Consider the following 25,460-nt stretch of genomic DNA (forward strand, 5'->3'; position numbering starts at 1 on the left):
CATGGACCTTACGCGCCGCACCCTCCTCAAGACACAGGCGGCTGCGGCCGCGGCCGCCGCGGCGAATGTCGCACTTCCGGCCAGCGCGCAGAACATTCTCACTGGCGAGGACCTCCAGCTTCAATGGTCGAAGGCGCCCTGCCGTTTTTGCGGAACAGGGTGTGGCGTGATGGTCGGCGTAAAGGACGGTAGAGTCGTCGCCACGCACGGGGACATGCAAGCGGAGGTCAACCGCGGCCTCAACTGCGTGAAGGGCTATTTCCTGTCCAAGATCATGTACGGTTCGGACAGGCTCACGCAGCCTTTGATGCGCATGAAGAACGGACAATTCGCGAAGGACGGAGAGTTCCAGGCCGTCTCCTGGGATCGGGCTTTCGACGAGATGGCGAAGCAGTTCAAGCGCGTGCTGAAGGAGAAAGGGCCCGAGGCCGTCGGCATGTTCGGTTCAGGGCAGTGGACGATCTGGGAGGGATATGCTGCCTCGAAGCTGTTGCGGGCCGGGTTCCGCACCAACAATCTCGATCCGAATGCACGCCACTGCATGGCCTCTGCTGCCGTCACCTTCATCCGTACCTTCGGCATGGATGAGCCGATGGGCTGCTACGACGACTTCGAGCATGCGGACGCCTTCGTGCTCTGGGGTTCGAACATGGCCGAAATGCACCCGATCCTGTGGACGCGGGTGACCGACCGCCGCCTGAGCCATCCTCATGTGCGAATTGCGACGCTCTCGACCTACGAGCACCGCACGACGGACCTGTCTGACATGGCCTTGATCTTCAAGCCGAACTCGGACCTCGCGATCATGAACTACATCGCGAACTACATTATCCAGAACGGCGCGGTGAATCGGGAGTTCGTCGAAAAGCACTGCAATATCCGGCTGGCGAACACCGATATCGGCTACGGCCTGCGGCCCGAGAACGTGCTGGAGCAGCGGGCGCAGCATGCCAACGATGCCCAGGTATCCAATCCTTCGAGCTTCGAGGAATATGCGAAGCTCGTGAGCCAGTATACGGTTGAGAAGGCATCCGAACTCTCGGGCGTGCCGGCGGCTCGCCTCGAGGCCCTGGCGCGCCTCTACGCCGATCCGAAGATCAAGGTGATGTCGCTCTGGACCATGGGCTTCAACCAGCATGTCCGCGGCGTCTGGGCCAACCACATGGTCTACAATCTGCATCTTCTGACGGGAAAGATCGCCGAGCCCGGCAACTCGCCTTTCTCGCTGACGGGGCAGCCTTCGGCCTGCGGAACGGCGCGCGAGGTCGGCACCTTCAGCCACCGGCTCCCTGCCGACATGCAGGTCAACAATCCGGAGCATCGCAAGCATGCGGAAGAACTCTGGAAACTGCCGCACGGATTGCTGCCGGAAAAGGTCGGCTACCACGCCGTGCAGCAAGACCGAATGCTCAAGGACGGCAAGCTCAACGCCTACTGGATCATGTGCAACAACAATCTCCAGACGGCACCGAACACCAACAACGAAACCTATCCGGGCTACCGCAACCCGGCGAATTTCGTCGTCGTCTCCGACGCTTATCCGACCGTGACCGCGATGGCGGCTGACGTGATCCTGCCGGCCGCTATGTGGGTCGAGAAGGAGGGAGCCTACGGCAATGCCGAGCGGCGCACGCATTTTTGGCACCAACTCGTGAACGCCCCGGGCGATGCCCGTTCCGATCTGTGGCAGTTGATGGAGTTCTCCAAGCGCTTCACGACGGACGAGGTCTGGCCGGCACAGATCCTTGAGTCCAGTCCGGAATACAGGGGGAGGAGCCTCTTCGATGTCCTCTTCGCGAATGGCGAGGTGAACAGATTTCCCGTGTCGGAGATCGACCCAGCCTATGAGAATCGCGAGTCGAAAGCGTTCGGCTTCTACGTGCAGAAGGGGCTCTTCGAGGAATATGCGAGCTTCGGCCGTGGCCATGGGCATGACCTCGCGCCGTTCGAGTCCTATCATCAGGCACGTGGGCTGCGATGGCCCGTGGTGGACGGCAAGGAGACGCTCTGGCGCTACCGCGAGGGTTTCGATCCTTATGTCGAGAAGGGCAGTGGGCTGCAATTCTATGGCAACCCCGACAAGAAGGCCAACATCATGGGGGCACCCTACGAGCCTCCGGCCGAATCTCCCGATGCCGAGTACGATCTATGGCTTGTGACGGGGCGTGTCCTGGAACATTGGCATTCCGGTTCCATGACGTTGCGCGTTCCAGAGCTTTACAAGGCATTCCCCGGCGCGGTCGTCTTCATGCATCCGGATGATGCAGCCAAGCGTCACCTCAGACGCGGGCAAGAGGTGAGAGTAGTCTCACGGCGGGGCGAAATCCGCAGCCGCATCGAGACGCGCGGGCGTAACCGCGTACCCCCTGGGCTGATCTTCGTCCCGTTCTTCGATGCCAGCCAGCTCATCAACAAGGTGACACTCGACGCGACGGACCCGATCTCGAAACAGACCGATTTCAAGAAATGCGCGGTGAAAGTCGTCTCGGCGGCAACCGCCGATGCGGGAGAGCAGCCATGAGGCATGGAGCCTTCCTCATCCTGGCGAGCATCGTGCCATGCCTGACGGCAGGCGCCATTCTCGCGCAGGACGCGCCGCGCCTTCGCGGGCCCGATCCGTTCACCAGAGAAATCCCGCCCCCGCCGATGCAGCGTCAGGTCACGGACGATGTGCGTGTGCGGCGCAACTATCCCGACCAGCCTCCCGTGATCCCACATTCCATCGAAGGCTACGCGATGGATCTGAACGCGAATAAGTGCATGTCGTGCCATGCGCGCAAGTTCACGGAGCAGAGCCAGGCCCCGATGATCAGCGTGACCCATTATCAGGACCGCGCCGGAAATACGCTGGGTGGATTGTCCCCGCGCCGCTATGTATGCGTGTCGTGTCACGTACCCCAGACGACGGCAAGGCCTCTCGTGGAGAACGTCTTCACCGACATGGACGCCATTTCGGAGCCTGAGCGGCAGCCCGAGCGGAGGACACGCTGATGGCGGCCGGAGTCGCGCGCGCTTGGGACTGGCTGCGGGGAAACCGCTGGGTCGCGACCGCGTTGAGCCCCCCGGCGTATCTCAGCCTGGCCTTCCTCACCCTCGGCGGGTTCGTCGCCGGCGTCATCTTCTGGGGTGGCTTCAACACTGCGCTGGAGATCACGAACACCGAGAAGTTCTGCACCGGCTGCCACGAGATGCAGGCCAACGTGTTCGAGGAACTAAAGGGGACAATCCATTTCACGAACAGGTCGGGCGTGCGGGCCACGTGCCCCGACTGTCACGTCCCGCACAATTGGACGAATAAGATCGCCCGCAAGATGCAGGCCTCCAAAGAGGTTTGGGGTCACATCTTCGGTTCCATCGACACGCGGGACAAGTTTCTGGCCATGCGCAAGCATTTGGCCGAGCGGGAATGGGAGCGGATGAAGGCGAACGACTCACTCGAATGCCGTAACTGCCACAGCTCCGAATCCATGGATCTGACGAAGCAGAATCCGCGCGCGGCATCCGCACATGAGCGCTTCTTATTCTCAGGCGAGAGGACCTGCATCGACTGTCACAAGGGCATCGCGCATCGCCTGCCCGATATGTCGGGCGTTCCAGGATGGCAGTAAGCTCATGACGATCCAGAAGCTTCTCGCGGCCGCTTTAATCCTCGCACTGGTGCTCCCCTGTCCGGTCCGGTCCGTCTGGGCGCAAGGGCAGGACGTACCCGGCTCGGCCCCGCAGGCCCGCTCCATTGAGCCGGAAGAGTTTCTGCGCCTCGCCTACAGCTCAGCGTCGCTCCAGGAGCAGGCCGCAAGGCTGGCCGCCAGCCGCGAGACGAGGCCGGAAGCCAAGAAATACGCGGCGGCTGCGGCGGAATTCCGGCTGGGACTTCTTCAGCGGATCGAAACTTTCGCACGGGAGCGAGGCATGCCGCTTCCAAGTGTGAAGGAGTTCGAACACCAGGTTATCCTCGAAAATCTGGAGCCCCTCGATTATCTTGCTTTGAGCCGGCGCTACGCGGAGATCCAGATCCAGGCCCTGGATCAGGAACTGGGGATTTACCGGGCCGCAAGCAGAAGTTCTCATAAGGATATAAAATCCTTCGCCGACCAGGTCATTCCTGAACTGGAGAAGCAACGCGAGGACGCTCGGACGATGTTCGATGCGATCAAGCCCTGAGCCAGTTCGCGAGAGATTCTACACAAGCAGAAGGGCCCGGGTGGGACCCGGGCCAGAGGATGTGCCTTGTGGTCGGTTCAGTGGCCGCCGGTCGACTGGGCTGATCTCTGCGGATTGTAGTCTTTGAAGATCGCCTCGTTTGCCGGGCCCTCGACCTGGAGGATGCCAGCCAGCCCGCGCTCGACGCGGCTCAGGGCATGATCGACCAGGATGTAGTTGCCTGGGACCTCGACCTTGAAATCCACCACGCTCGCTCCGCCCGGAGGCGTGGTAATCGTCTGGACGTTCTTCAAAGGCGAGCTGAGCGAGGCCATGGGATAGGCCTTGTCGAAGATCTCGCCGATCACATGGAAGGACGAAGTGTAGTTCGGGCCGCCGACGCCGAAATAGATCCGCACCGTCTCGCCGACATTCGCCTTGAGCGGGTTCTTCTTCAGGGCGTCGGTGCTGCCGTTGAAGATAAAGTACTCGGGACGCTCGTTCAGGAGCTTGTCGATGCTCTCGTCCGCCAGCCCCTTCGTGCCATACACCTGCTCGGTATAAATCTCACCCTGCATCACGTAGAACTCGTGATCCACCTTCGGCAGGCCATCCTCCGGCTCGACAAGGATCAGGCCGTACATGCCATTGGCAATGTGTTGCGCGACTGTCGGTGTGGCACAATGATAAACATAGAGGCCGGGGTTCAGGGCCTTGAACTCGAAGCCGCGGGTCTCGCCCGGGGCCGCTTCCGTTGCCTTCGCTCCGCCGCCGGGACCCGTGACGGCGTGAAAGTCGACATTGTGCATCATCATGCTGCCATCGTCGTTCTTGAGATGCACCTCGACGGTGTCGCCGACCCGAACCCGGACGAAGGGGCCGGGAACCTTGCTGTTGAAGGTCCAGTAGTGATAGGTCGTGTTATCGGCGAGCTGCCCTGTCACTTCCGTGGTTTCGAAATCGACTCTGACCCGTTGCGGCGCGCGTTTGCCGATGGGGCCGGGCAGATCGGACGGCAAGCGCACGATGTTCACCGGGGCTGCAGCGGCGTTTTCTTCCGAGCCGGCATGCATGTGAGGGGTCGCCGCGGCGAGCTTGTCACCTGCCTGTGCAGTTAGGGGAGTGCCGAGCCACGCCACGGTGGTAAGGACGAAAACGGCGGCGGTCGCAAGGAGCGGCCGGTGTCCCGAGATCTTCAGAGCGTTCATTGTTGCCTCCATTGGGACCGCCTGGCGGATTGAATTTTACCCGTCATCGGATGGTCAATATGTACTCCTTTGCCGCAACGACTATTTGCTGCAGCGCAAAGAGCCTGATGAAAGTGAAAGTCCCGGATGTTCTGCCCGATGCAATCATGATCTCTCGACGAGAGACGGTCGCAATGATGGTGTCTTCAGACAAGTTGATGCCACGCAAAGAAAACCGTCGGAAACATGAGAGGCTTGATCCAGGCCCCACCTAACCATCCGCCTGGAGGCTGCTATGAGTGTTGAAGCTACCCAAGTCGTGGACGATGTCATGCGACGCTGGCCTATGACGATCCGAGTGTTTCTCGACCATCGAATGTATTGTGTCGGGTGCCCGATTTCCTGCTTCCATACCCTCGCCGATGCCTGCCGCGAGCATGGCATCGATCAATCCGGATTCCTGACGGAGTTGAGCACCGTCATCCATGAACCTATCGGGCACATGCACGGGAGCGCATCCGGGCAACCACAGGCGATGGAATAGGGATGAGAGGATCAGTGCGACGGAGCTTCCGCAAGCAGGAACAGCTTGTGGGGATTCTTGATTGAAATTCTCTGTCGCCCACCATTGACGAGGCCCTGATCTTCCCACGCGCTCAGAAGACGGCTCACGGTGTGGAGCGTGGTCCCTGTAATCTCCGCGACGTCCTGCCGGGAGATCGGAAAGTCGATCTCAATGCCATCCTGCCCCTTTCGGCCTGCTTGTTGGGCAAGACGCAGCAGTGCATGGGCAACACGCCGTTCGACCTGCTCGGTCGACATCTCGATGACCCGGGTGTGCGCATCCTGAAGGCGGTTCCCGACACTCTGCATGGTGTTGATCGCGAGAGATGGATGCTTCGCGGTCAGTCGAGGCCATGCAGCAGCGGGCCAGACCAGCGAGATACTGTCGACGACGGCAAGCGCCGTCGCCGGGTACGTCGATCTGCCCATGGCGACGGCAATTCCAAAGATTTCGCCTGGCGCCACGAAGCGGACGACAATCTGCTGCCCGTCGGGTGTCACCTTCATGACCCGCAAATGGCCGTGAAGCAGGATGAAGAACGAGCTTGCCTCCTGGTCTTGCTGGAAGACGCTCGATCCTTTCGGGTAGCGGATCGACTGTGCCTCCCGGAGGATCTCGTCGAGTGAATCAGGCTCCACTCCGGCGAAGATGGGAAGGTCGGTTACCAGCGACTTGTCCAGATTCGACATTCGGCGCTCCCTATCCCCGCTGCGGGCGTCCCGCCCTTCGCCATCTTCGCCTGTAGAAGATGGCTACGTCAGTCCACCGTATGAGACTCCGAGGAGGATTCTGGACAATCGCCGGATTTCCCCTTTGACATTCTCTAGCGCAATAACCGACCGCGCGAATTGACCTATCTCAACAGCATCGCTCGTCTCACGGGCTCCCCCAAGACTTGATGCCTCTCGGCCAAGAACGTCCACGAGTTTGTTGCAGCTCAAACAGGACGGGAGCGACGGGGGATATGACTATTTCCAAGAGCCGCTCCGGCTCATCGGCATCACATCGGGAGAACGATCATGCGGAAAGTTATTGTGCTCGGCGCTTTTGCAGCAGCCCTGGGGTTCATAGGCGGTGCCGGCGCCGCTGAAGTCGAGGTGAAGATGCTCAACAAGGGCACCGACGGCGTCATGGTGTTCGAGCCGGCATTCGTGAAGATCAATCCCGGTGATACAGTGAAGTTCATCGCGGCCGACAAGGGCCACAATGTCGAGAGCATCGAGACGATGATGCCCGAGGGCGGCGGCGCATTCGCGGGCAAGATGAACGAGGATCTCGCGATCACTTTCGATAAGGCGGGCGTCTATGGCTACAAGTGCAAGCCCCACTATGGCATGGGCATGGTCGGAATGGTCGTCGTGGGCGAGCCCATGAATGCAGACCAGGCGAAGGCCGTGGCACATCCCGGCAAGGCCAAGCAGGCCTTTGGCAGTCTCTTCGACAAGCTCGCCGCAACGAAGACTGCTGCGAAGTAACGGTGTGACTCGATTGCGGAAAGCCGTTTCCGAGGCAGGTGCATCGAGTCGGCCACACCTATTGATTCCATGTGAGGGAGACTGAAATTGGCTCCGATCCCACGCCTGCGAGACTATTCGGGACCCGCGCTCCTTTCTTACGGCTTCCGGCCGTTCTTTCTGCTCGGCTCGTTCTATGCTGGTATCGCCGTTCTGGCATGGCTGCCGATCTTCTATGGAGAACTGGAGCTCTCTAGCGTATTCACGCCGCGCGACTGGCATATCCATGAAATGCTCTACGGATATCTTCCGGCGATCATTACGGGATTCATGCTGACTGCGGTTCCGAACTGGACCGGGCGCCTGCCTCTCCAGGGACGGCCATTGCTCGTTCTGGTTCTCGTTTGGGTTGCCGGCCGCATCGCTGTTACCTTTTCCGCTCGGATCGGCTGGGAGGCGGCAGCTGTGATCGACAATGCCTTCCTGCTGCTCGTCGCGGCTGCGGTGGCTCGCGAGATCGTCAAGGGGCGGAACTGGCCCAATCTCAAGGTTCTCGTGGGCGTGGGGATCCTCTCTGCCGGCAACATGGCCTTCCATGTCGAGGCTCATGTCCAGGGGAGCGCCGGATACGGCACCCGCGTGGGAATTTCCGCCACCATGATGCTCATCATGCTGATCGGAGGGCGCATCATCCCGAGCTTTACCCGCAATTGGCTCGCCCGACGGAACCCGGGTCGCCTTCCGGCGCCCTTCGGGCGATACGATATCGTTTCCGTGGTCGCCGCTCTCGTGGCGCTCCTGGCTTGGATTGCCGTTCCGGAGGCGCGCGTGACCGGCCCAGGTTTGATCGCCGCCGGATCGCTCCAGGCCATGAGGTTGGGGCGCTGGGCCGGGGAGCGCGCGTGGCGCGATCCGCTCGTATTGATCCTCCATGTCGCATACGCGTTCGTACCGCTCGGCTTCGTGCTCACGGGGCTCGCCTCCTTGGGCATTCTCCCGACGGCAGCCGGCCTTCATGCGTGGACTGGGGGAGCGATGGGAGCCATGACCCTAGGCGTGATGTCCCGCGCGAGCCTCGGACACACGGGGAGGGCGCTCGTCGCCTCCGCGTCTGTTCGGCTGCTTTACCTCCTACTCGTCGCAAGTGCGCTCGCACGGATCTGTGCGGCCATTCATCCGGCCTGGGGCGATACATTGCTGCATGTGGCGGGAGGCGCATGGGCTGCCGCTTTTATCGGCTTCGGGCTCGTCTATTGGAATATTCTCACCCGCCCGCGACTGGCATCGTGAAACGGACCCAGCTGGAAACCCGACGATCGAGCCGATGAAAGGAGATACCGGACCGCAAAGGGTGAAATAAAGTTAAGGGAGAAGCAAAGACATCGGGCGTGAGAGGAAGAAGCCGTCCCGGCCTCTTGTTTTGGAGGGACCGGGAGCTAGTTCAGGTAGCAAAAGTTGACACCCGCTCATGACTTTCCGTCTCGCTCTCTATGAGAATTCGTAAAACTCGTAATGTCTCGCTCACCCCCGAGCTTGAAGCCTTCCTCGACAGCAAGGTGACATCCGGCCGCTATCGCAGTGCAAGCGAGGTCGTTCGTGCCGCTCTGCGGCTCCTCGATGAGAGAGAGCGCCGAACCGAGCGGCGGCTGCAACCGGCCCAGGATCCTCCCGATGGACGATAGGCTGTCCAGCGAGCGAGAACTGATCGCGCTTGATTTCCTTTCAGGTGGTGGCGAGGCAGGTTCCCTCATGCGCGCGCGCGATTGGACGTCCTCGCCGCTTGGTGCGCCGTCGACCTGGCCGCAGTCGCTACGCTCCGTGGTCGGCTTGCTTCTCGGCTCGAAGTTTCCGATGTTCGTTGCCTGGGGGGCGGAACTCGGATTCCTGTACAATGATGCCTATGCCGAGATCCTCGGCGCCAAACATCCCCGGGCGCTCGGTGGGCGCTTCCGCGACATCTGGTCGGAAATCTGGTCCGATATATCTCCCCTCATCGACGCGGCCCTAGCGGGTGAGGCAAGCTACCGAGAGAACCTGCCGCTCCTCATGAACCGCAAGGGTTTCGACGAGCAGACGTGGTTCACCTTTTCCTACTCGCCGGTCCGCGACGAAACCGGCCGCGTGGCCGGCATGTTCTGTGCCGTTGCCGAAACGACGGGCCATGTCCTCGCCCAGCGGCGACAGGCTTTTCGCATCAAGCTCGAGGAAACGCTACGGACTCTCGCGGATCCACGCGACGTTATGGCGGCGGCCGTCGAGGCGCTCGGGCAGCATCTGGGCGCCAATCGGGTCGGCTACAGCGAAGTCCAGGCAGACGAAGAGACCATCGTCTGCGAGACGTGCTTCGCCAATGGCGTGGAACCCCTCGTCGGGACCTATTCCCTTAGTGCATTCGGTCCGGACAGCATCGCGCGCCAGCGAAAGGGGCAGGTCGACATCTGCGACGACCTCACCGCTGATCCGGCCCAGGTCTACGCGACTTGGGCGGCCATCGAAACTCGTGCCTTCGTGTCGGTGCCGTTGGTCCGCAACGGTCGCTTGACCGCATCCTTGTACGTGAACTTTCGTGAGGCGCATCGCTGGTCCCCTGAGGAGGTGGAGCTGATCGAGGACGTCGCCGCGCGAACCTGGTCCGCGGTCGAGCGCGCACGGGCCGAAGCTGCGCTTGCAGACAGTGAGAAGCGGCTTCGCGCCTTCGTGACCGCAAGCTCCGACGTTGTGTATCGCATGAGCCCCGACTGGACCGAGTTGCGCCAGCTCGACGGACGGGGGCTCCTGCTGGATGCGGTCAGTCCGAACGGGGATTGGTTGAGCAGCTATGTTCATCCCGACGACCAGCCGCAGGTCACGGCGGCGATTCAGGACGCCCTCAGGACGAAGAGCATGTTCGAGGTGGATCATCGCGTGAGGAGAGCCGACGGGACATTCGGCTGGATACACTCTCGCGCGCTTCCGATCCTACGTGAGGACGGTGAGATCGTCGAATGGTTCGGGGCCGCAAGCGACGTGACGGCCCGCCGACAAGCCGAGGAATCCATCGAGAAACTTGCGCTGCAACTTGCACAGGAGAGAACCCGTCTTGCGACGCTGATCGAAAACCTGCCTGTGGGCGTCGCCCTCGTCGACACGCAGGGAACGACGGTCTTGTCGAACCCGGCCTTTCGCCGTTACCGGCCGGATGGCGTCATTCCATCGAGGGTGCCCGATGACCGGGAAGAGTGGATTGCCCACGATGACCACGGCAGCCAGCTGCCGAAGAACCGTTATCCCAGCGCACGGGCGTTGCAGGGTGAACAAGTTACCGGCATCGAGTTCCTGCACCGCTTGCCCGACGGTCAGGAGAGCTGGACCCGGGTGAGCGGAATCCCAATCCACGATTCAGCCGGGCATGTGAGCGGTGCCCTGGCGGTGATTGTGGACATCGATGACATCAAGCGCAGCGAAGAGCATCAGCGCCTCCTGATCAACGAGCTGAATCATCGCGTGAAGAATACCTTAGCCACGGTGCAGTCAATCGCCAGGCAGACGCTCCGCAACGCGCCGACGATGAATGATGCCAAGACCGCCCTGGAAGGACGGCTGCTGGCGCTGTCTCGAGCGCATGACGTGCTCACCCTGGAAAATTGGGAGGGAGCGGAGCTGCGCGAGATCGCAGCCCAAGCAGTCGAGCCCTACAGCAATCGCGGTGAGGACCGCCTTCACGTGAATGGGCCCAAGGTTCGTCTGCCACCTCGGATGGCATTGGCTGTAGCCATGGTCCTCCAAGAGCTTGCAACGAATGCGGTCAAGTATGGCGCATTGTCCAACGCGACAGGCGAGATCAGGATGAGCTGGAGGGTCGAGGGGAGGGCACCTGGACGTCTTCGCTTTCGATGGGAAGAGAGCGGAGGACCGCCGGTCCGAACACCGACCCGACGAGGTTTTGGGAGCCGGCTGATCGAGCGAAGCCTTGCCCTCGACCTCGACGGCGATGTCCGTATCGACTTCGCTCCGACCGGCGTCATCTGCACTGTCGATGCTCCGATAGCCTGATGAGCGGTACGGTCCGGCAGGAGCCATCTCCCGTCGGACCGCCTTTCGCTTGGGCCTGGAGGCTCGTATTGGCGGAAACCAGATCCACCTTTTAGAATGGTGTACGGGGCTTTCGCTTTCGATCAGAAATCGTCAGGCCCATCCGCGCAGCGATAGCCGACAAAACATTGAGGATTGTCATCACTGGGCACGTAGGCAGGCTGAGGATATTGGTCGACCTGGCAGTAGCGTGCGTCACGCACGAAGCGCCCATAGGTGTATTGGCCCGTGCTCAGGACAATCGCGCCTCGCGAGCTCACGAGGCCACGGTCGTCCGCGCAGGGCCGGCCTGTCGTTGACGGGCCGACCTGAGCCAATGCCCCCGTCGACAGGAAAATCATTGCGAGAGTTGAGGTCAGGCGAGGCATGATGATCTCTCCATTGAGCGTATCGACGATCGGATCGCCGTGAGATGTTCAGTCGTCCCTAATCGTTGCTTGCCCGCACGAAGCGTGGCATCGCCTCAAGCGATTGCCTGGTCGCATTCGGCAGCACGATTTCGCCATCTTTGAACGTGAACTGGCTTACAGGCACCGCTGTCATGTGCTCCCCAAGATTGAGGAAGCCGCCCGTACCAACAATGGCGTAGGTCGCCGTCTTGTCAGGCGCGACGATCAGGTCCGCGACATGGCCGACACGCTCGCCCTTGTCGTTGTAGATCTCGCGTCCAAGGATCTGATTCTTCACGCTGAAGCCGCTGTAGAGCCTCTGCACATCCGCAACGGCAACGGCGACCGTCGATGAGCCTGCGATCGGCCCCGTGCCTGCGCTGCCCGTCGTCATCGGAGTGCCGGCGCTCGCCGGACCGGTCCTAGTCTGATCCGCCGCCGAGCGTTCTTCGACGCGTTCGACCATCGGTGGCTTCCAGGTGCCGTTCAGGATCGATGGGGTGGTCTCCCTGGGCCAGTACAGGCGCAGCATCAGGTTCATGTCGCCTTTCGGGGCTGGCAGCCAGTTATCCTCCTTGCCCGCGCCGGGCGACACGTTCTGGAGGTAGAGATCGACGGAGCCATCTTGGTTCTGGGCGAGCCTGTTGCGCTCACTCAGCGTGTAGCGATTGAGAGGATTGTCTACGAAGAAGAACTGCGAGTCGTACATGGTCAGCGACCAGAAGCCGTCCACCGGAGGCAATTGCCCTTTGTCGAAATGAATGACGTATCTCTCGGTCCCCGTCAGCTTGCGCCCCGAAGAGTCGACGCTGGTCATCGGATAGACGGCGTCCTGCGGCAGGTTGGCGCCCAGTCCGAAAGCCGCGACCGTGGCGCGCTTGGGATAGTCGGTTCCGTACCGTCCGAGCGTCGTGGCGACCATCCAGCCGTCTTGGATCTCGCCCATCGTGCGGACCCCGCCGGCGATCTCCTCCCAGCCAGCCCGATGAGCGCGTTCGACGCCTTTCGCAATCTCGGGATCGAGCTGGCTGGTGTCGAATGTATGTCCGGGGACGATGCCGATCTTCGCCATGCGGGCCAGCATCGGGGCATCCTCCGCCGGAGGCGGATTGTCCTTCATCAACTGCGCCACTAGGCTGAAGAACGGACCCGGCTCAAGACGGTTGACCTGCTTGCGCACCGCCGTCTTCATGTCGATGCCAGCATCCACCTTCCCGGCAGGCGGCGAGTACGTCTTGCCGTAGGCGCTGAGCGGGACGAGCTTGATCTGATCCTGAATCGCCCAGACAATCTCGTAGTCCTCCGGCGTTCCGGAAGAATAAATCCTGCCAAGGATCCAGGCCATGCTGGTGGGCGATTTGATCTCCTTGACTCCATTCGGCAGCGTGCCGCGCCAGTTCGGCCCTGTGATGGCATAGGTCTGGGGTCCGGTACCCGTTGTGCGTTTGCCTGGACTGGCGATGACATCAGTCCAGGCGGAGAGCATCGGAAACAGGAAGTAGCGCCCGTTCATGTCGGGCAAAGACAACACGTAGGGCTCTTGGCCGACATCGACGAAGCCGGAAGTGTAGAGGGTATCGGCATTCGGTGCCGTCACATCCCTAAAGGCCGAAGTCGGGTACTCGCGCATGCTGACGAGCTGGCCCATCGGCGCGCGGGTTCCACCGGGCTGCGCGACATTCGTAACGACACGGCGGGTCATCTCCATGGTGACCAGCGGATAGCCGTAGATGTATGCGTCCTTGGCGATCGCGAAAGCCTCCTGCTCCTTGAGACTGACGGTGGATAGGCCGGGGCCCGCCTCGACGGCCTGTGCCCGGGCAGCTGTTGCACCTAGGGACGTCAGTGCGGTGGCCATCAGGGCTGCTGCGGCGATCCGTGAGAGACTGCTTCGAGTCATAGGAATGGCTCCTCCTGTCCCGGTCATGGCAGGACTGTCGGTCAGTGTGGCTGACAGGAAGCGGCTTGCTTGATCGATGCGGACAATCACTTGATATTTCACGACAGGGTGGTGCGTAGGCTCTCATGTGGGGCCACTGGATCTTACCCTGATAATCCGTTGACGAAGCATCGCGAGGCGCGCAACATATTGTTCGAGGCGAGGATGTGCCGCCATGCTTGGCTGCGCAGATCAAGGCACCCCTCGTAGCTCCTGTGGTCCCCAATGTTGCGTTTGCCTGATCGGATGCCCGCCTGAGCGGGGTTGCGATATCCGGAGCCCGCCATGGACAGGAAGTTCAATCTTTTCACAAGTGTCGGCCGTGCCCCACAAGTGTGGATCGGCCGGGCCGGCGTGGCCCTGCCATGGCCGAGTCAGCCGTTCACGGCTTGCCCCGTTCACGGCCGCGGTGGCCCATCTGACACGGGTCTATAGCGCCAGCACAGACGCTGCTGATCCGCGAACGAAGATCGGAAGGAGGCTCAGCATGATCAACGGACGAGACCACATCCAGCGCTCCATCCTCCCCATTCCTGATCGGACTCAGGTGCGGCTGACGACCTACGATGCCAAGGACCCCAACACGAGGTTCGCCCCGATCGAGCCGCTGCGGCCGCCCAAGGGTGCACCCAATGTTCTGATCGTGCTGCTCGACGATGTCGGTTTCGGCGCATCGAGTGCCTTTGGCGGTCCCGTCAATACGCCCACGGCGGAACGTCTGTCCGCGACGGGGCTCAAGTACACCCGGTTCCATACCACGGCTCTTTGCTCGCCCACCCGTTCTGCCCTTCTGACGGGCCGCAATCACCACAGCGTTGGCATGGGGTGCGTCACAGAAGGGGCGACCTCCGCTCCCGGCTACACCTCACTGCGTCCCAATACCAAGGCATTACTCCCTGAGATCCTAAAGCTGAACGGTTACGCAACGTCCCAGTTCGGCAAATGTCATGAGGTGCCGACTTGGCAAACCGGTCCTACAGGCCCCTTCGATCAATGGCCCACGGGCGGTGGTGGGTTCGAGTACTTCTATGGCTTCATCGGTGGCGAGTGCAACCAGTATGAGCCGGAACTCTTTGAAGGAACCACAGCTGTCACTCCGCCTAAGACAGCGGAAGAAGGCTATCATCTAACTGAGGATCTCGCCGATAAGGCCATCAACTGGATGCGGCAACAAAAGGCACTGGCCGGTGATGACAAGCCGTTCTTCATGTACTTCGCTCCCGGGGCGACCCACGCACCTCACCACGTGCCCAAGGAATGGGCGGACAAGTACAAGGGGAAATTCGATCATGGATGGGATCGGCAGCGCGAGCTGACCTTCGCTCGCCAGAAGGAACTCGGCGTGATCCCGCCGGATTGCGAGCTCACGAGGCGCCACGACGAGATTCCAGCCTGGGCCGACATGCCAGATGACCTCAAGCCGGTTCTCGCGCGCGAGATGGAGGTCTATGCGGGTTTCCTGGAGCACGCCGACCATCATGTCGGGCGACTGATCAACGCCATGGAGGGTCTGGGCATCCTTGACGACACGCTGATCTATTACATCATCGGCGACAATGGCGCGAGCGCCGAGGGTACGTTGCAGGGTTCGTTCAATGAAGCTGTTCTGCTCAACGGCATCAGCGGCATCGAGACACCCGAATTCCTGAAGGCACATATAGACGAGTTCGGGACGCCGGCAGCCTACAATCATTATGCCGTCGGTTGGGCTCACGCCATGTGCACCCCGTACCAATGGACGAAGCAGATCGCCTCGCATTGGGGAGGTACACGCAACGGCACGATCGTGCATTGGCCGAACGGCATCAAGGCCAGGGGTGAGCTGCGCCATCAATTCAGTCATGTGATCGACGTCGCACCGACAATCCTTGAGGCCGCAGGTCTGCCCGAGCCCGAGATGGTGAACGGGATCACCCAGAGCCCTATGGAGGGCGTCTCCATGCGCTACAGCTTCGATGACGCCAAGGAGGAGGAACGTCATGACGTGCAGTATTTCGAGATGTTCGGCAATCGCGGCATCTACTACAAGGGCTGGAGCGCGATCACCAAGCACAGGACACCCTGGGTCGTGACGGCTACCAGCACGATTCCTTTCGACGAAGACACCTGGGAGCTCTATGACGGGTCCAAAGATTGGACCCAGGCTCATGATCTCGCTCAGCAGATGCCGGAAAAGCTCAAGGAACTGCATCTGATGTTCGCCATCGAGGCGGTGAAGTACAACGTGTTCCCGCTTGATGACCGGCTCGTGGAGCGTTTTGATCCTGCGGTGGCCGGACGTCCTATTCTCGTACAGGGACATTCACAGACACTGTTTCCTGGTATGGGCAGGCTCTCTGAGCACTCCGTATTGCCCATGAAGAATGTTTCCTTCTCGATCACGGCGGAGATCAATGTCACGGATCACGCCACAGAGGGCATCATCATCGCCCAGGGTGGTCGATTCGGCGGCTGGAGCCTTTACACCCAGGACGGCAAGGCTACGTTCGCCTACAATTATTTCGGGCTCAATCTCTACCGAACGCAGGCTCAGCATTCGATTCCGGCCGGCACGCATCAGGTGCGGGCGGAATTTGCCTATGACGGTGGTGGCCTCGGCAAGGGTGGAACTCTCACGCTGTACTATGATGGCCACGAGGTCGGACGGGATCGCATCCCGCAAACCCAACCGCTGATCTTCTCCGCAGAGGAAAGCACCGACATCGGATACGAAAGCGGATCCCTGGTTGTTCCGGATTATCCGGCGCGTGATGGGCACTTTACTGGAACGATCAACTGGGTGCAGCTCGATGTCGGTCAGGACAACTTCAGTCATCTGATCAAACCGGAGGACAGGCTGCGCTTGGTAATGGCGCGCCAATGACATCATGTCCAACTCTATGGAGAGACAAGCGCGCACAGGCTGAAATGCCGCCCGGTAGGAATTGGGGCGTACCGGCGATCACTCGCATGCTTTCGTCGTGATCATATTCAGCTTGTGCGGCGCGGTCACTCCCGGCGGAAGCGCCTCAGCTCATCAAGGCTGACGTGCACTTCCTGGAAGAAGCGAAGAAGGGAAAGGCCAACAAAGGTGGTTGCCAAGAGAAACAACAACGCCGCTCCGTAGATATGTTGCAGTTCCAGGAGGGCGCCGAGGAATGCCAGCGCAAGAAGCAAGGTTGTGCAGAGCCCGCCCGCCAAGGACAGCCTGATTGCACTCAGTAGGAGCTGAGCCCGCTTCAGGAGATAGGCGCGATCATCCCCGATCTCCGGCTCACCTTTCCTCATCCGCTCCATCACATCCGCAAGTCGCGACATGAGGATCGAAATGAATCCGGCGACGGCTCCCAGGAAGAAGGCCGGTGCGGCGGCCTCGCTGAAGACTTTCGACAATCTCTCCGCGTCAGGAATGAGTTCAATCAACACAACCCTCGCAATCGGGTGCGGCTACCACTCACCTTTGTGCAACATACGTCATCCGCGTTCTGAGAACAAATATACCTCTTACCAATACAGGATTCCAAAAGGATGGGGAGGCCATCAAAATCCACTACACCTATAAAGAGCGTTGAGGTGGGCTTGTGTAACCTGCAAATACGGGTTTTTCTGCCCGTGTGATGTGATCAGTCAATGAGAGAGCGCTGGGTTCAGGAGTGCAAGGCAACTTCAGGCTCGATACGCTCGGCAGCCATGATCCGGGGGCTCCCATTGGTGATGCATGTCTTACAATGTCAAGGCACTGGCACAGACGGTCAAGCGGAGAAACCAGAGCAGATTATGATAGGTACAGACAAGTTGAGGGACGCAACAATGGCAATGGTGGCCTATCCTTGAGAAATGCTCGAGCTGGCTCACGGTTGCGCCTCAAGGGGCGAGCTATCTCAATGGATCTGCCCCAAACGAGGAGGGCAGCTCATGCGCGGTGCACTTGTAACCTTGACCATTGCAGGGATGGTATCGGTCATCTGTCCTCGGCAGGCTGATGCTCAATCCAACATTCAACGGGTCGATGAGGGACGCCCTCTCGCCTTGAGAGTGACGCCGCGCAGGTTCTATCGTCCTATCCCGGTCTATCGCACTGGGGTAACCTACGTGCCGACGAGCGCCTTCGATCCCGTCGCGCTCGCTCCACCGCTCGGGCCTTCGGCGAACAACATCGCGATCATTCTGCCGGTATCTTCGGCTTCTTGTCAGGTGACCTCGATCAACGGAAGGCTGTTCGCGAGTCCTGGATGCCTCGGCCAGTAATGACGAGAGGCAGGTTGCCTCATCCCATAGGGTCGCATCGAGAGACCTGCAGCGGAACGGATACGAAGATGATCCTCAATCAGATCTGCTATCGTTGCGGGAGATGTCACATTGCTGCGGCGGCTGTCATGCTGCGAAAACGCCATAATCCTAGAGCGAGGAAGACGCCGCCGATGACGGCGACGATCAGAAACTCCGGCCAGACCACATCGAACCCTGCGCCGCGGTAAAGGATTGCTTGTGCGAAGCTCACGAAGTGCACAGTAGGTGAGATCTGGAGGATCGTAGCCAGCCAAGGCGGCATACTCTCGAGCGGCGTATTGCTGCCCGACAACATGGCCAATGGCAGATAGACCAGCAGATAGAGAAGGCCGAGTTGCGGCATGGAACGCGCGACCGTTCCGAGAAAGATCCCGATGGCCGTGGCAAAGAAGAGGTAAGCGGCCACGCCGAGCAGGAAGAGTGGTATCGAGCCTGCAACCGGCACGTGGAGCACGCCTTTGACCACGACATACAGGGAAAGGCCCGCCGCTGCGATGATGATGAAGCCGTTCGCCCAGATCTTCGACATGGCAATTTCAAACGGCGTCAGCGGCATGACGAGGAGGTGGTCCAATGTGCCGTGCTCGCGCTCCCGCACGATAGCCGCTCCGGCAAGGATGATGGCGAGCATCGTGATGCTGTTGATGATGCCCATGACGCTGGTGAACCAGCCTGTCTCGGCATTGGGGTTGAAGGCGATGCGTACGATGAGACCGACCGGGGGGGAAGGAGCCTTGTCGACGCGTGACAGGAAGGCGGTGATCGTGTTGGAGATGATCTGCTGCGCATAGCTCGATCCCAAACCGGCCTGCACCATGGCGGTCGCGTCCACATTCAGCTGTATTTCCGGCTGGCGCCCCGCGAGGATATCCGCTTCGAACCGCGGGGGTATGTCGATGACGAAGGTATATCTGCCTGCGTTCATCAACGGTACAATGTCGCTTTCGGCAATCAGCTGCGGCATTTGAAAATAGGGAAGAAGAAATGCATGCCGGACGCTGCGCGACAGGTTGGATTGGTCCTCGTCGACGATCGCAATCGACGCGTTGTGAACCTCCTGCGAGCTGCTTTGAGCTTGCGCTATGATGGCCAGAGAAAAGCTGTAGATGACGAGGCTGAGCAAGACGACATCATGCAGGAAGCTTCGCAGTTCTTTCGTGCCGAGCCAGAAGATGTTCGAAAGCTTGCGCATGGCTGGCTTGTTTTATCCTAATGCTCCTGTTTGCGGAGCAGCAGCATGGTAAGAGCCGTCAGCACCGGTACGAAAGCCACGAGAACGAGAATATCCATGTAGAGATCTCGGAATCCTAGTCCCTTGGTGAAGGTGCCGACACTGATTGGGAGGTAGTAACTCATAGGGAAGAAGCGCCCCATGATCTGTGCCATTCCCGTCAGAGATGAAACCGGAACGAGCATGCCGGCGAACATCGTCGCGGGAAGAACCGTGAGAATTGCCGTGCCGAAAAGTGCCGCGATCTGCGTCCGGGCGAAGGTCGAGACCAGCGTGCCGTAAGCTGTCGTCGTGACGACGTAGACCAAAGTCCCGAGAAGTAGTGTCGGGAAGCTTCCCTTGAGGGGAACTCGGAACACGAGTTGCGCCATCGTAAACATGAGGGCGAAGTTGATCATCGCCAATCCAACATAGGGAACCTGCTTTCCGAGAAGGAACTCAAGGCGGGTGACTGGCGTCACGTAGAGGTTCGTGATCGATCCGAGTTCCTTCTCGCGCACCACTGCGAGTGCCATGAGAATGGCAGGAAAGAGGGCCAGTTGCATGGCCAGTTGCGCCGGGACCATCGCGTAGATGCTGTCGAAATTCTGGTTGTACTTGAAACGGATCTGGACCAGTGCGGGTTCGTGCGTCGCTGTCTGGCTCGTCTTCATCAAGGGATCGCCGAGATAGAGCTGATGGAGACCTTGCAGATACCCACGGATCGTCTGCGCGATAAATGGCCGAGCCCCGTCGACCCATGCCGCGACCGCTGTGCTCTGGCCGCGCATGATATCTCGCCCGAAGCCTGGTGGAATTTCGATCGCGGCGTCGATCTCGCCGTCTGCGAGGCGCTTCTCCAAAGCCCCGTAATCTGCCAGAGGAGGCTTCTCTTGGAAGTAGGTCGAGCCTCGTAGTGCCTCGAGATAGGATCGGCTCTCGTGACTATGATCGTAGTCAAGGACCGCGAATGTCAGGCCATTGACGTCCGTGGAGATGCCGAAGCCGAAGACAAGCATCAGGAACGTCGTGCCGAGGATGGCGAAACCGAGCCGGACCCGGTCGCGGGTCAGTTCCAGGGTCTCGCGAACCGTACAAGCGACAAGGCGCTCCAAACTGAAGCGTGATTTCATGCCACGGCTCACGGCCGGCCGTTGTACGAAACCCGCGGCTTTCTCCGCAGGCCTCAGTTCAGGGTCCGAATTCGGCTCTTCGGCACCAGAGCGAGCTCGTTCCGCATCTTCGAGATAATCGATGAAGGCTTCCTCCAGAGTTCCCGCGTGCCGAGCATGCATCAATCCGGCCGGCGTGTCGGTCGCTAGGACACGGCCCGAATCCATGAGGGCGACTCGGTCGCAGCGCTCGGCTTCATTCATGAAGTGGGTGGAGACGAAGATCGTTATGCCGCGGTTGCGTGCCAGATCCGTCAGAAAGCTCCAGAACTGATCCCTCGCAATAGGGTCGACCCCGGAGGTCGGCTCGTCAAGAATGAGGAGGTCAGGCTCGTGGACGATTGCGACGGCCAGCGAGAGCCTTTGGCGAATCCCGAGGGGGAGGTTCTGGGCTTGGTTGTCCATGTATTCGACCAAGTCGAAGGTCTCGACCAACTCGGCGATTCTTGCTTTCGCCTTCTGGGCTGGAAGGTGGAACAGCCGGGCATGGAGATCGAGGTTCTGGCGGACTGTCAGTTCGGAGTAGAGCGAAAATGCCTGGGACATGTATCCGACGCGCCTGCGCGCATCGAGGTCTCGGCCATCGAGAGGGCGACCGAACAGCCGCACTTCGCCCTCGCTCGACGGCAGCAGACCGGTGAGCATCTTCATGGTGGTCGTCTTGCCGCAGCCATTCGAGCCGACGAAGCCGAAGATTTCGCCTTTGTTGATTGTAAAGCTGACGTGATCGACAGCCGTGAAGTCCCCGAACCGGCGGGTCAGTCCCTCCGCAATGATGACCGGCTCGGCGTTTTCGTTAGAGCGTTGAGGCGTTGAGATGGTTTGGGGGACCATACGCTCGTGCTCCGGAAGCAAGGCAATGAAGGCCTCTTCGACAGAGCAGGCCCTCGTGGCGCGTTCGAGTTGCGTGGGGGATCCGGTCGCCACGATCTTGCCCGCATTGACGGCGGCGAGCCAATCGAAGCGCTCTGCCTCCTCCATGTACGCAGTCGCGACGAGCACCGAGAGATTCGGACGCCGCGCTCGGATCCGCTCGATGAGCCTCCAGAACTGTCGACGGGACAAGGGGTCTACACCTGTGGTCGGCTCGTCGAGGATCAGCAGGTCCGGATCATGAATCAGGGAACAGCAGAGGCCCAGTTTCTGCTTCATCCCTCCGGACAGCTTCTTGGCAGAGCGATCAGCGAAGGGGGCGAGTCCGGTGCCAGCCAGAAGCTCGTCCATTCGAGCCTCCCGCTCACTTTGCGCCTCTCCGAACACCCGACCGAAAAATTCGATGTTTTCCCGAATGGTGAGATCTGGATACAGATTCTTACCGAGCCCCTGCGGCATATAGGCGATACGCGGGCAGAGCTCGGAGCGGACCTTGGAATCGGCCATGTTGCGACCCATGACATAGGCTTTGCCCCATTGGATCTGCCGGGCTCCGGCAATGATGGCGAGAAGGGACGACTTCCCGACTCCATCGGGTCCAATCAAGCCAGCCAAGCAGCCGCCGGGGATCGCAAGTGTGATGCCGTCAAGGGCGACGACCTTGCCATAGCGCAGTGCAATATCCTCGAGAACTGCGACCGCACCGTCTCTGATCATGGCGTCACCGCCCGCAATGATTCCGGTACAGAGCCCGGGCGTAGATCGGCCGGCCATTCCGCCTTCGGGTCGACGCGCACATAGGCCACCCCCGGCAAGCCGCTTCTTACCGCGGATTCATAGCCCTTGAGCCGCTCCGGGTCGATCCGAATCCGGATTCGGAACATCAGCTTGTCGCGTTCGCTCTTCGTTTCGACGGCCTTCGGCGTGAACTGCGCTTCGCTGGCGACATACACGGCCTTGGCCGGAATGGCGACGTGAGGGTAGGCGTCGAGAACGATGCGTGCTTCGCTTCCGATCCTGACCCGACCGGCATCCGCAGTCGGAAGGTAGATATCCATATAGACATAGGATGCGTCGAGCATGGTGAAGACCTTGCCGCCGGCCGGCAGAACCTCTCCTATATTGGCGATGCGGTATTCGATCGGCCCGTCACGCGGCGCGACCAACGTATTGTCCGCGATGTTGACGTTGTAATACTCGACATTGTGCGCGGCCGCTTCATGAGCTTCCTCAGCCTGGCCGACCCTGGCGGCGGCGGCATCGCGCGATGAAATCGCCGCGTCGGCGTTGTGCCTGGCGGAGATGAGCGCTTGTTCTGCCGCGCTGACTCTGGCGGCCACTGCGCTCTGCAACGCTATGGCAGCATTCAGCACCTGCCGGCGCTGATCCAGCAGCTCGACCGTAGCAATCCCCCTCGGCACCAATGCGGTGGTCCTGTCGAGCTCCTGCTGGGCCAGCTTCACCTGGGTCTGCTGCTGCAGCAAATTGGCCTTCGCTTCGTCCACGGTTTTCTGCGCCTGGACTGCTGCCGCCTGGGTGCTCAAAACGAGGCTCCGTTGCTGGGCCAGATTCTGTTGGGCTTCATCCACGGCCCGCTGCGCCTGAAGGGCCATCGCTTCGGCCTGCTTCAACTGAGCCTGGAGGTCCCGTGTATCCATCAGGCCGACCACTTGTCCGGACTTCACCAGATCGCCCTGGTCCACGTACAGATCGAGGACACGTCCCGCGAACTTGGTGCTGATGTTGATCTCGTCCGCGTCCAATCTGCCGTTTCCCATGGCAAAGCCCGGCGGCAGCGTGGGCTGGCGTTGAAGCCACCAGTAATATCCGGCTCCTGCCACCGCGAGGAGTAAAAGGAGCCCACCGAACAAGGGCATGCGCCAACGCAGTCGTGCAGGTTGCACCACCGGAAGCTTCGATCTCTCGTCGGACTGAATGTCGTCGTGCCTCGGAAGTATCTGCCCTTGAACGGTGACGGCATTATTCGCCAAGGGGAGGGCGTCGATCTCCTCGCGCGCATCCGTCCTCGTGGCAGGATCATTCGGTCCTGGCTCTGTGTGCCCGTTGGACATCGGGATCCTTAACCCTCTGGAATGCGGTATGCCGCGCATTCCCCCACTCTTGGCAGGCAGGCTATACCGGCTGTCTCGCCGAGGGATTGATATTGAGCAAAGTCAGAAATTTTGCGCTGAACCAGGATGTGCTAGGACTGAGTTCTTAGATTAGGCTGCGATCAACCGTTCCAAGCCAAGACGCTGCGACCACTCAAGGTGTCGGTCCAAAGTTCTGGTTCCCGAACGGCGAATGGGTCGGAACCTGCACGGTAATAAAGCCCACACCGGCTGCTTGGTGGCATTGATTGCAGGCGTTCGTGACCTGCAGGAACGCTGCCTCGAAGCGGGAACCGTCCTTGTCTGAGACGGCTTGCCGCAAGGCCTCCATGGCTGGGTCCGTCTTTTCATGGATCAGGTTGGCCTGAGCGATCGACGATGTCGTCGGATAAAGCTTAACAATTCGGTCGATGGTCGTCTTGAACTGCTGCAGTTCGTAACTGGCAAGAGGCCAGTTTCCGACCTTCTGTGCGTACCAAAGCTTGAAATGCCGCAATTGGGTCAGGAGCATGAGGTCCCCTAACGTGGGCCGGCCGGTGTCCTGCTCCTGTGCGACGGCTCTCATGGTGAAGCCACCTAAGAGGCAAATGACGATAGCGGCGATCAGAGACAGATAAAATCGGTAAGCGGAATATCTGTTCATCGCATATCCTCTCAGCGCTGAAACGCATTCGAGCAATATTGTTCAAGCTGTCCGATTAGACTTCGTCACGAAAAGTGGATCCGGTCTCATATCTAATACAGCTTCAGCCGCACTGCTCAGCGACTCAATGGCCTTTGGCGTCCCAGGCCGCTGCGTCCAGCGAGGGACACGTAGAATCGCCTGATTGTCTCGTCTAGACAAGACACTCATTCGGGCCATGCCGCTGTCAATTGAGTCCGAATATGATGCGTTGCACGGAAGATCCTCAGAATGAAATCGGGCTGAACGAAGCGCCAAATCTCTAACCCTCTAACAGGGGCGCCCGGCTGGGCCTTTCGCCGCCCCACGCAATCATGTGTGGTGAAGGATCCTAAAGTGTCTTCCGTTGCAGATCCTGAACGGCTCCTACGATCCGGCGATACTTTGTCTGTGTGACCTGGAGATCCCGGAACCAGTTGACCAGATCGCCCCATGGATCATTGATCTGAGCCAAGCCTGACAAGAACGCGACGATCGTCCCGACCTCTGTCTTGCCCTGGATAACCCAGTAGCCGCCAATGGTCAGGATGGCGCAGTTGCCGAGCTGATGCATGAGGTTCATGAGAAAGTTCATCGAGAATTTTAGCTTGTAGATGCCCATGTTCAGGCTGAAGACAATCTCGACCAGTGCGTTTTCCCTCAGACCCGGCGCAGAAATGTCCTTATACCCCCCGATGATCCCGATACTGACCTGACGTAGAGCTCCGATTCGGGCGCTGACCCGTCGGTTGATCGCCTGCTGCATGAGCGGAACGAAGACGAGTTGAGGAGAGAAGACAAGGAGCGTGACGAGGGCCAGCAGCGGCTGCAGGTGGATCAGGTAGCCAAAAACGCTGATCAGAATCCCACCCTGAAGCAGCGGCTCAGAGATGCAGGTGCCTACGAAACCACCGATGGGGTCCGCCTCATCCATGATCAATGAAACCTTGATCCCATCTCTCATCGGTTGATGCTCGGTCTCCAAGTCGACGAGATCGGTCAGCAGCGAAGTCCGCAGCTGCCGCACGGCGCTTTCACCGACCCAGCTCCGATACAGGTTGAGGATGAGCTTGATCAGCCCTCCCGCGAGGGCAATCGCTACATAGATACCGGCCAGCCTCGCGATGTCACGGACGCTGTGGCTTCGGAGCGTGTCATTGATGATGCGCCGCTGCAGTTCGAGCGGAACGACCGCCATAGCGAAGGCCACGCCCGACAGGAGCGCCAGCCCTAGTTGATGCCAGCCGCTCGCCCGCATGATGAAGTCGAACAAGCGGAAGGGTGTTTCTCCGATGCTCTCCAAATCGGAGGAGATCGAATGGCGCCGTCTCCAATGGCTCGCCTGAGGCTCTGATCGAGACGGGGTGCTGCCCACTGCGTTCGCTCGTCGGTACGTGATGCTACAAGAACTTTATCCTG

20 protein-coding genes are annotated in these 25,460 nt (G+C 60.1%); 10 read left to right on the forward strand and 10 right to left on the reverse strand.

Annotated features, from left to right (window positions below):
* Nucleotide 1 precedes the first annotated feature (1 nt).
* The 4 genes from napA to OC446_RS11980 are packed head-to-tail and all read left to right on the forward strand — an operon-like array spanning nucleotide 2 to nucleotide 4,161.
* The gene (gene napA, locus OC446_RS11965) at nucleotides 2–2,521 is read left to right on the forward strand and encodes a periplasmic nitrate reductase subunit alpha (protein WP_262029253.1); all 2,520 of its coding nucleotides are present in this window, start codon (nucleotides 2–4) and stop codon (nucleotides 2,519–2,521) included.
* Complete coding sequence (locus tag OC446_RS11970; protein WP_262029254.1) at nucleotides 2,518–2,991, forward strand: nitrate reductase cytochrome c-type subunit; 474 nt, start codon at nucleotides 2,518–2,520, stop codon at nucleotides 2,989–2,991. Before napA ends, OC446_RS11970 begins: the two co-directional genes overlap by 4 nt.
* Nucleotides 2,991–3,608, forward strand: coding sequence for a NapC/NirT family cytochrome c (locus tag OC446_RS11975; protein WP_262029255.1), 618 nt, complete (start codon nucleotides 2,991–2,993; stop codon nucleotides 3,606–3,608). Before OC446_RS11970 ends, OC446_RS11975 begins: the two co-directional genes overlap by 1 nt.
* Before the next feature lie 4 nt (nucleotides 3,609–3,612).
* The gene (locus tag OC446_RS11980) at nucleotides 3,613–4,161 is read left to right on the forward strand and encodes a DUF4142 domain-containing protein (RefSeq protein WP_262029256.1); all 549 of its coding nucleotides are present in this window, start codon (nucleotides 3,613–3,615) and stop codon (nucleotides 4,159–4,161) included.
* A gap of 77 nt (nucleotides 4,162–4,238) precedes the next feature.
* Here the strand turns inward: OC446_RS11980 and nirK are convergent, their stop codons facing one another.
* Nucleotides 4,239–5,348, reverse strand: coding sequence for a copper-containing nitrite reductase (gene nirK / locus OC446_RS11985; protein WP_262029257.1), 1,110 nt, complete (start codon nucleotides 5,346–5,348; stop codon nucleotides 4,239–4,241).
* 274 nt (nucleotides 5,349–5,622) lie between these two features.
* On the opposite strand from nirK, the gene OC446_RS11990 reads away from it, so the two are divergent.
* A complete protein-coding gene (locus OC446_RS11990) occupies nucleotides 5,623–5,871 on the forward strand; it encodes a DUF1858 domain-containing protein (RefSeq protein WP_262029258.1) in 249 nt (82 codons plus the stop codon).
* An 11-nt stretch (nucleotides 5,872–5,882) separates the two neighbouring features.
* Here OC446_RS11990 and OC446_RS11995 read toward each other — a convergent pair whose 3' ends face one another.
* Nucleotides 5,883–6,581 (reverse strand): Crp/Fnr family transcriptional regulator, encoded by a 699-nt coding sequence (locus tag OC446_RS11995; protein WP_262029259.1) that lies wholly within the window; start codon nucleotides 6,579–6,581, stop codon nucleotides 5,883–5,885.
* A 330-nt stretch (nucleotides 6,582–6,911) separates the two neighbouring features.
* On the opposite strand from OC446_RS11995, the gene OC446_RS12000 reads away from it, so the two are divergent.
* The 4 genes from OC446_RS12000 (at nucleotide 6,912) to OC446_RS12015 (ending at nucleotide 11,378) form a co-directional block, all read left to right on the forward strand.
* Nucleotides 6,912–7,367, forward strand: coding sequence for a pseudoazurin (locus OC446_RS12000; protein ID WP_262029260.1), 456 nt, complete (start codon nucleotides 6,912–6,914; stop codon nucleotides 7,365–7,367).
* Between the two features lie 87 nt (nucleotides 7,368–7,454).
* Nucleotides 7,455–8,636 carry an NnrS family protein gene (locus tag OC446_RS12005; RefSeq protein ID WP_262029261.1) on the forward strand — a complete coding sequence of 394 codons (1,182 nt, stop codon included), beginning with the start codon at nucleotides 7,455–7,457 and terminating at the stop codon, nucleotides 8,634–8,636.
* Nucleotides 8,637–8,836: 200 nt separating this feature from the next.
* Complete coding sequence (locus tag OC446_RS12010) at nucleotides 8,837–9,028, forward strand: type II toxin-antitoxin system ParD family antitoxin (protein ID WP_262029262.1); 192 nt, start codon at nucleotides 8,837–8,839, stop codon at nucleotides 9,026–9,028.
* Nucleotides 9,018–11,378, forward strand: a complete 2,361-nt coding sequence (locus tag OC446_RS12015; protein WP_262029263.1) for an HWE histidine kinase domain-containing protein — start codon at nucleotides 9,018–9,020, stop codon at nucleotides 11,376–11,378. The genes OC446_RS12010 and OC446_RS12015 overlap by 11 nt, the downstream gene beginning before the upstream one ends.
* Before the next feature lie 122 nt (nucleotides 11,379–11,500).
* Here OC446_RS12015 and OC446_RS12020 read toward each other — a convergent pair whose 3' ends face one another.
* Nucleotides 11,501–11,785, reverse strand: coding sequence for a hypothetical protein (locus tag OC446_RS12020; RefSeq protein WP_262029264.1), 285 nt, complete (start codon nucleotides 11,783–11,785; stop codon nucleotides 11,501–11,503).
* Nucleotides 11,786–11,843: 58 nt separating this feature from the next.
* Nucleotides 11,844–13,706 carry a DUF1254 domain-containing protein gene (locus OC446_RS12030; protein WP_315986497.1) on the reverse strand — a complete coding sequence of 621 codons (1,863 nt, stop codon included), beginning with the start codon at nucleotides 13,704–13,706 and terminating at the stop codon, nucleotides 11,844–11,846.
* A gap of 526 nt (nucleotides 13,707–14,232) precedes the next feature.
* Here OC446_RS12030 and OC446_RS12035 point away from each other — a divergent pair.
* Entirely contained in the window at nucleotides 14,233–16,608 is a 2,376-nt protein-coding gene (locus OC446_RS12035) for an arylsulfatase (RefSeq protein WP_262029309.1), read from the forward strand.
* A 125-nt stretch (nucleotides 16,609–16,733) separates the two neighbouring features.
* Here OC446_RS12035 and OC446_RS12040 read toward each other — a convergent pair whose 3' ends face one another.
* The 6 genes from OC446_RS12040 to OC446_RS12065 all read right to left on the reverse strand — a co-directional run bounded on the left by OC446_RS12040 (nucleotide 16,734) and on the right by OC446_RS12065 (nucleotide 25,314).
* Complete coding sequence (locus OC446_RS12040) at nucleotides 16,734–17,150, reverse strand: DUF2721 domain-containing protein (protein ID WP_262029265.1); 417 nt, start codon at nucleotides 17,148–17,150, stop codon at nucleotides 16,734–16,736.
* 928 nt (nucleotides 17,151–18,078) lie between these two features.
* Complete coding sequence (locus OC446_RS12045) at nucleotides 18,079–19,206, reverse strand: ABC transporter permease (RefSeq protein ID WP_262029266.1); 1,128 nt, start codon at nucleotides 19,204–19,206, stop codon at nucleotides 18,079–18,081.
* Nucleotides 19,207–19,223: 17 nt separating this feature from the next.
* On the reverse strand, nucleotides 19,224–21,986 hold the full coding sequence (rbbA, locus tag OC446_RS12050; RefSeq protein ID WP_262029267.1) for a ribosome-associated ATPase/putative transporter RbbA: 2,763 nt from the start codon (nucleotides 21,984–21,986) through the stop codon (nucleotides 19,224–19,226).
* Nucleotides 21,983–23,260 carry an HlyD family secretion protein gene (locus OC446_RS12055; RefSeq protein ID WP_262029268.1) on the reverse strand — a complete coding sequence of 426 codons (1,278 nt, stop codon included), beginning with the start codon at nucleotides 23,258–23,260 and terminating at the stop codon, nucleotides 21,983–21,985. The genes rbbA and OC446_RS12055 overlap by 4 nt, the downstream gene beginning before the upstream one ends.
* A 274-nt stretch (nucleotides 23,261–23,534) precedes the next feature.
* Nucleotides 23,535–24,023, reverse strand: a complete 489-nt coding sequence (locus OC446_RS12060; protein WP_262029269.1) for a hypothetical protein — start codon at nucleotides 24,021–24,023, stop codon at nucleotides 23,535–23,537.
* Between the two features lie 370 nt (nucleotides 24,024–24,393).
* Nucleotides 24,394–25,314: an ABC transporter transmembrane domain-containing protein gene (locus OC446_RS12065; protein ID WP_262029270.1), complete on the reverse strand. Its 921-nt coding sequence runs from the start codon at nucleotides 25,312–25,314 to the stop codon at nucleotides 24,394–24,396.
* Nucleotides 25,315–25,460 lie beyond the last annotated feature (146 nt).

The organism is Microvirga sp. Mcv34 (genome assembly GCF_024519725.1).
In the GTDB taxonomy this organism is placed as follows: Bacteria; Pseudomonadota; Alphaproteobacteria; order Rhizobiales; family Beijerinckiaceae; genus Microvirga.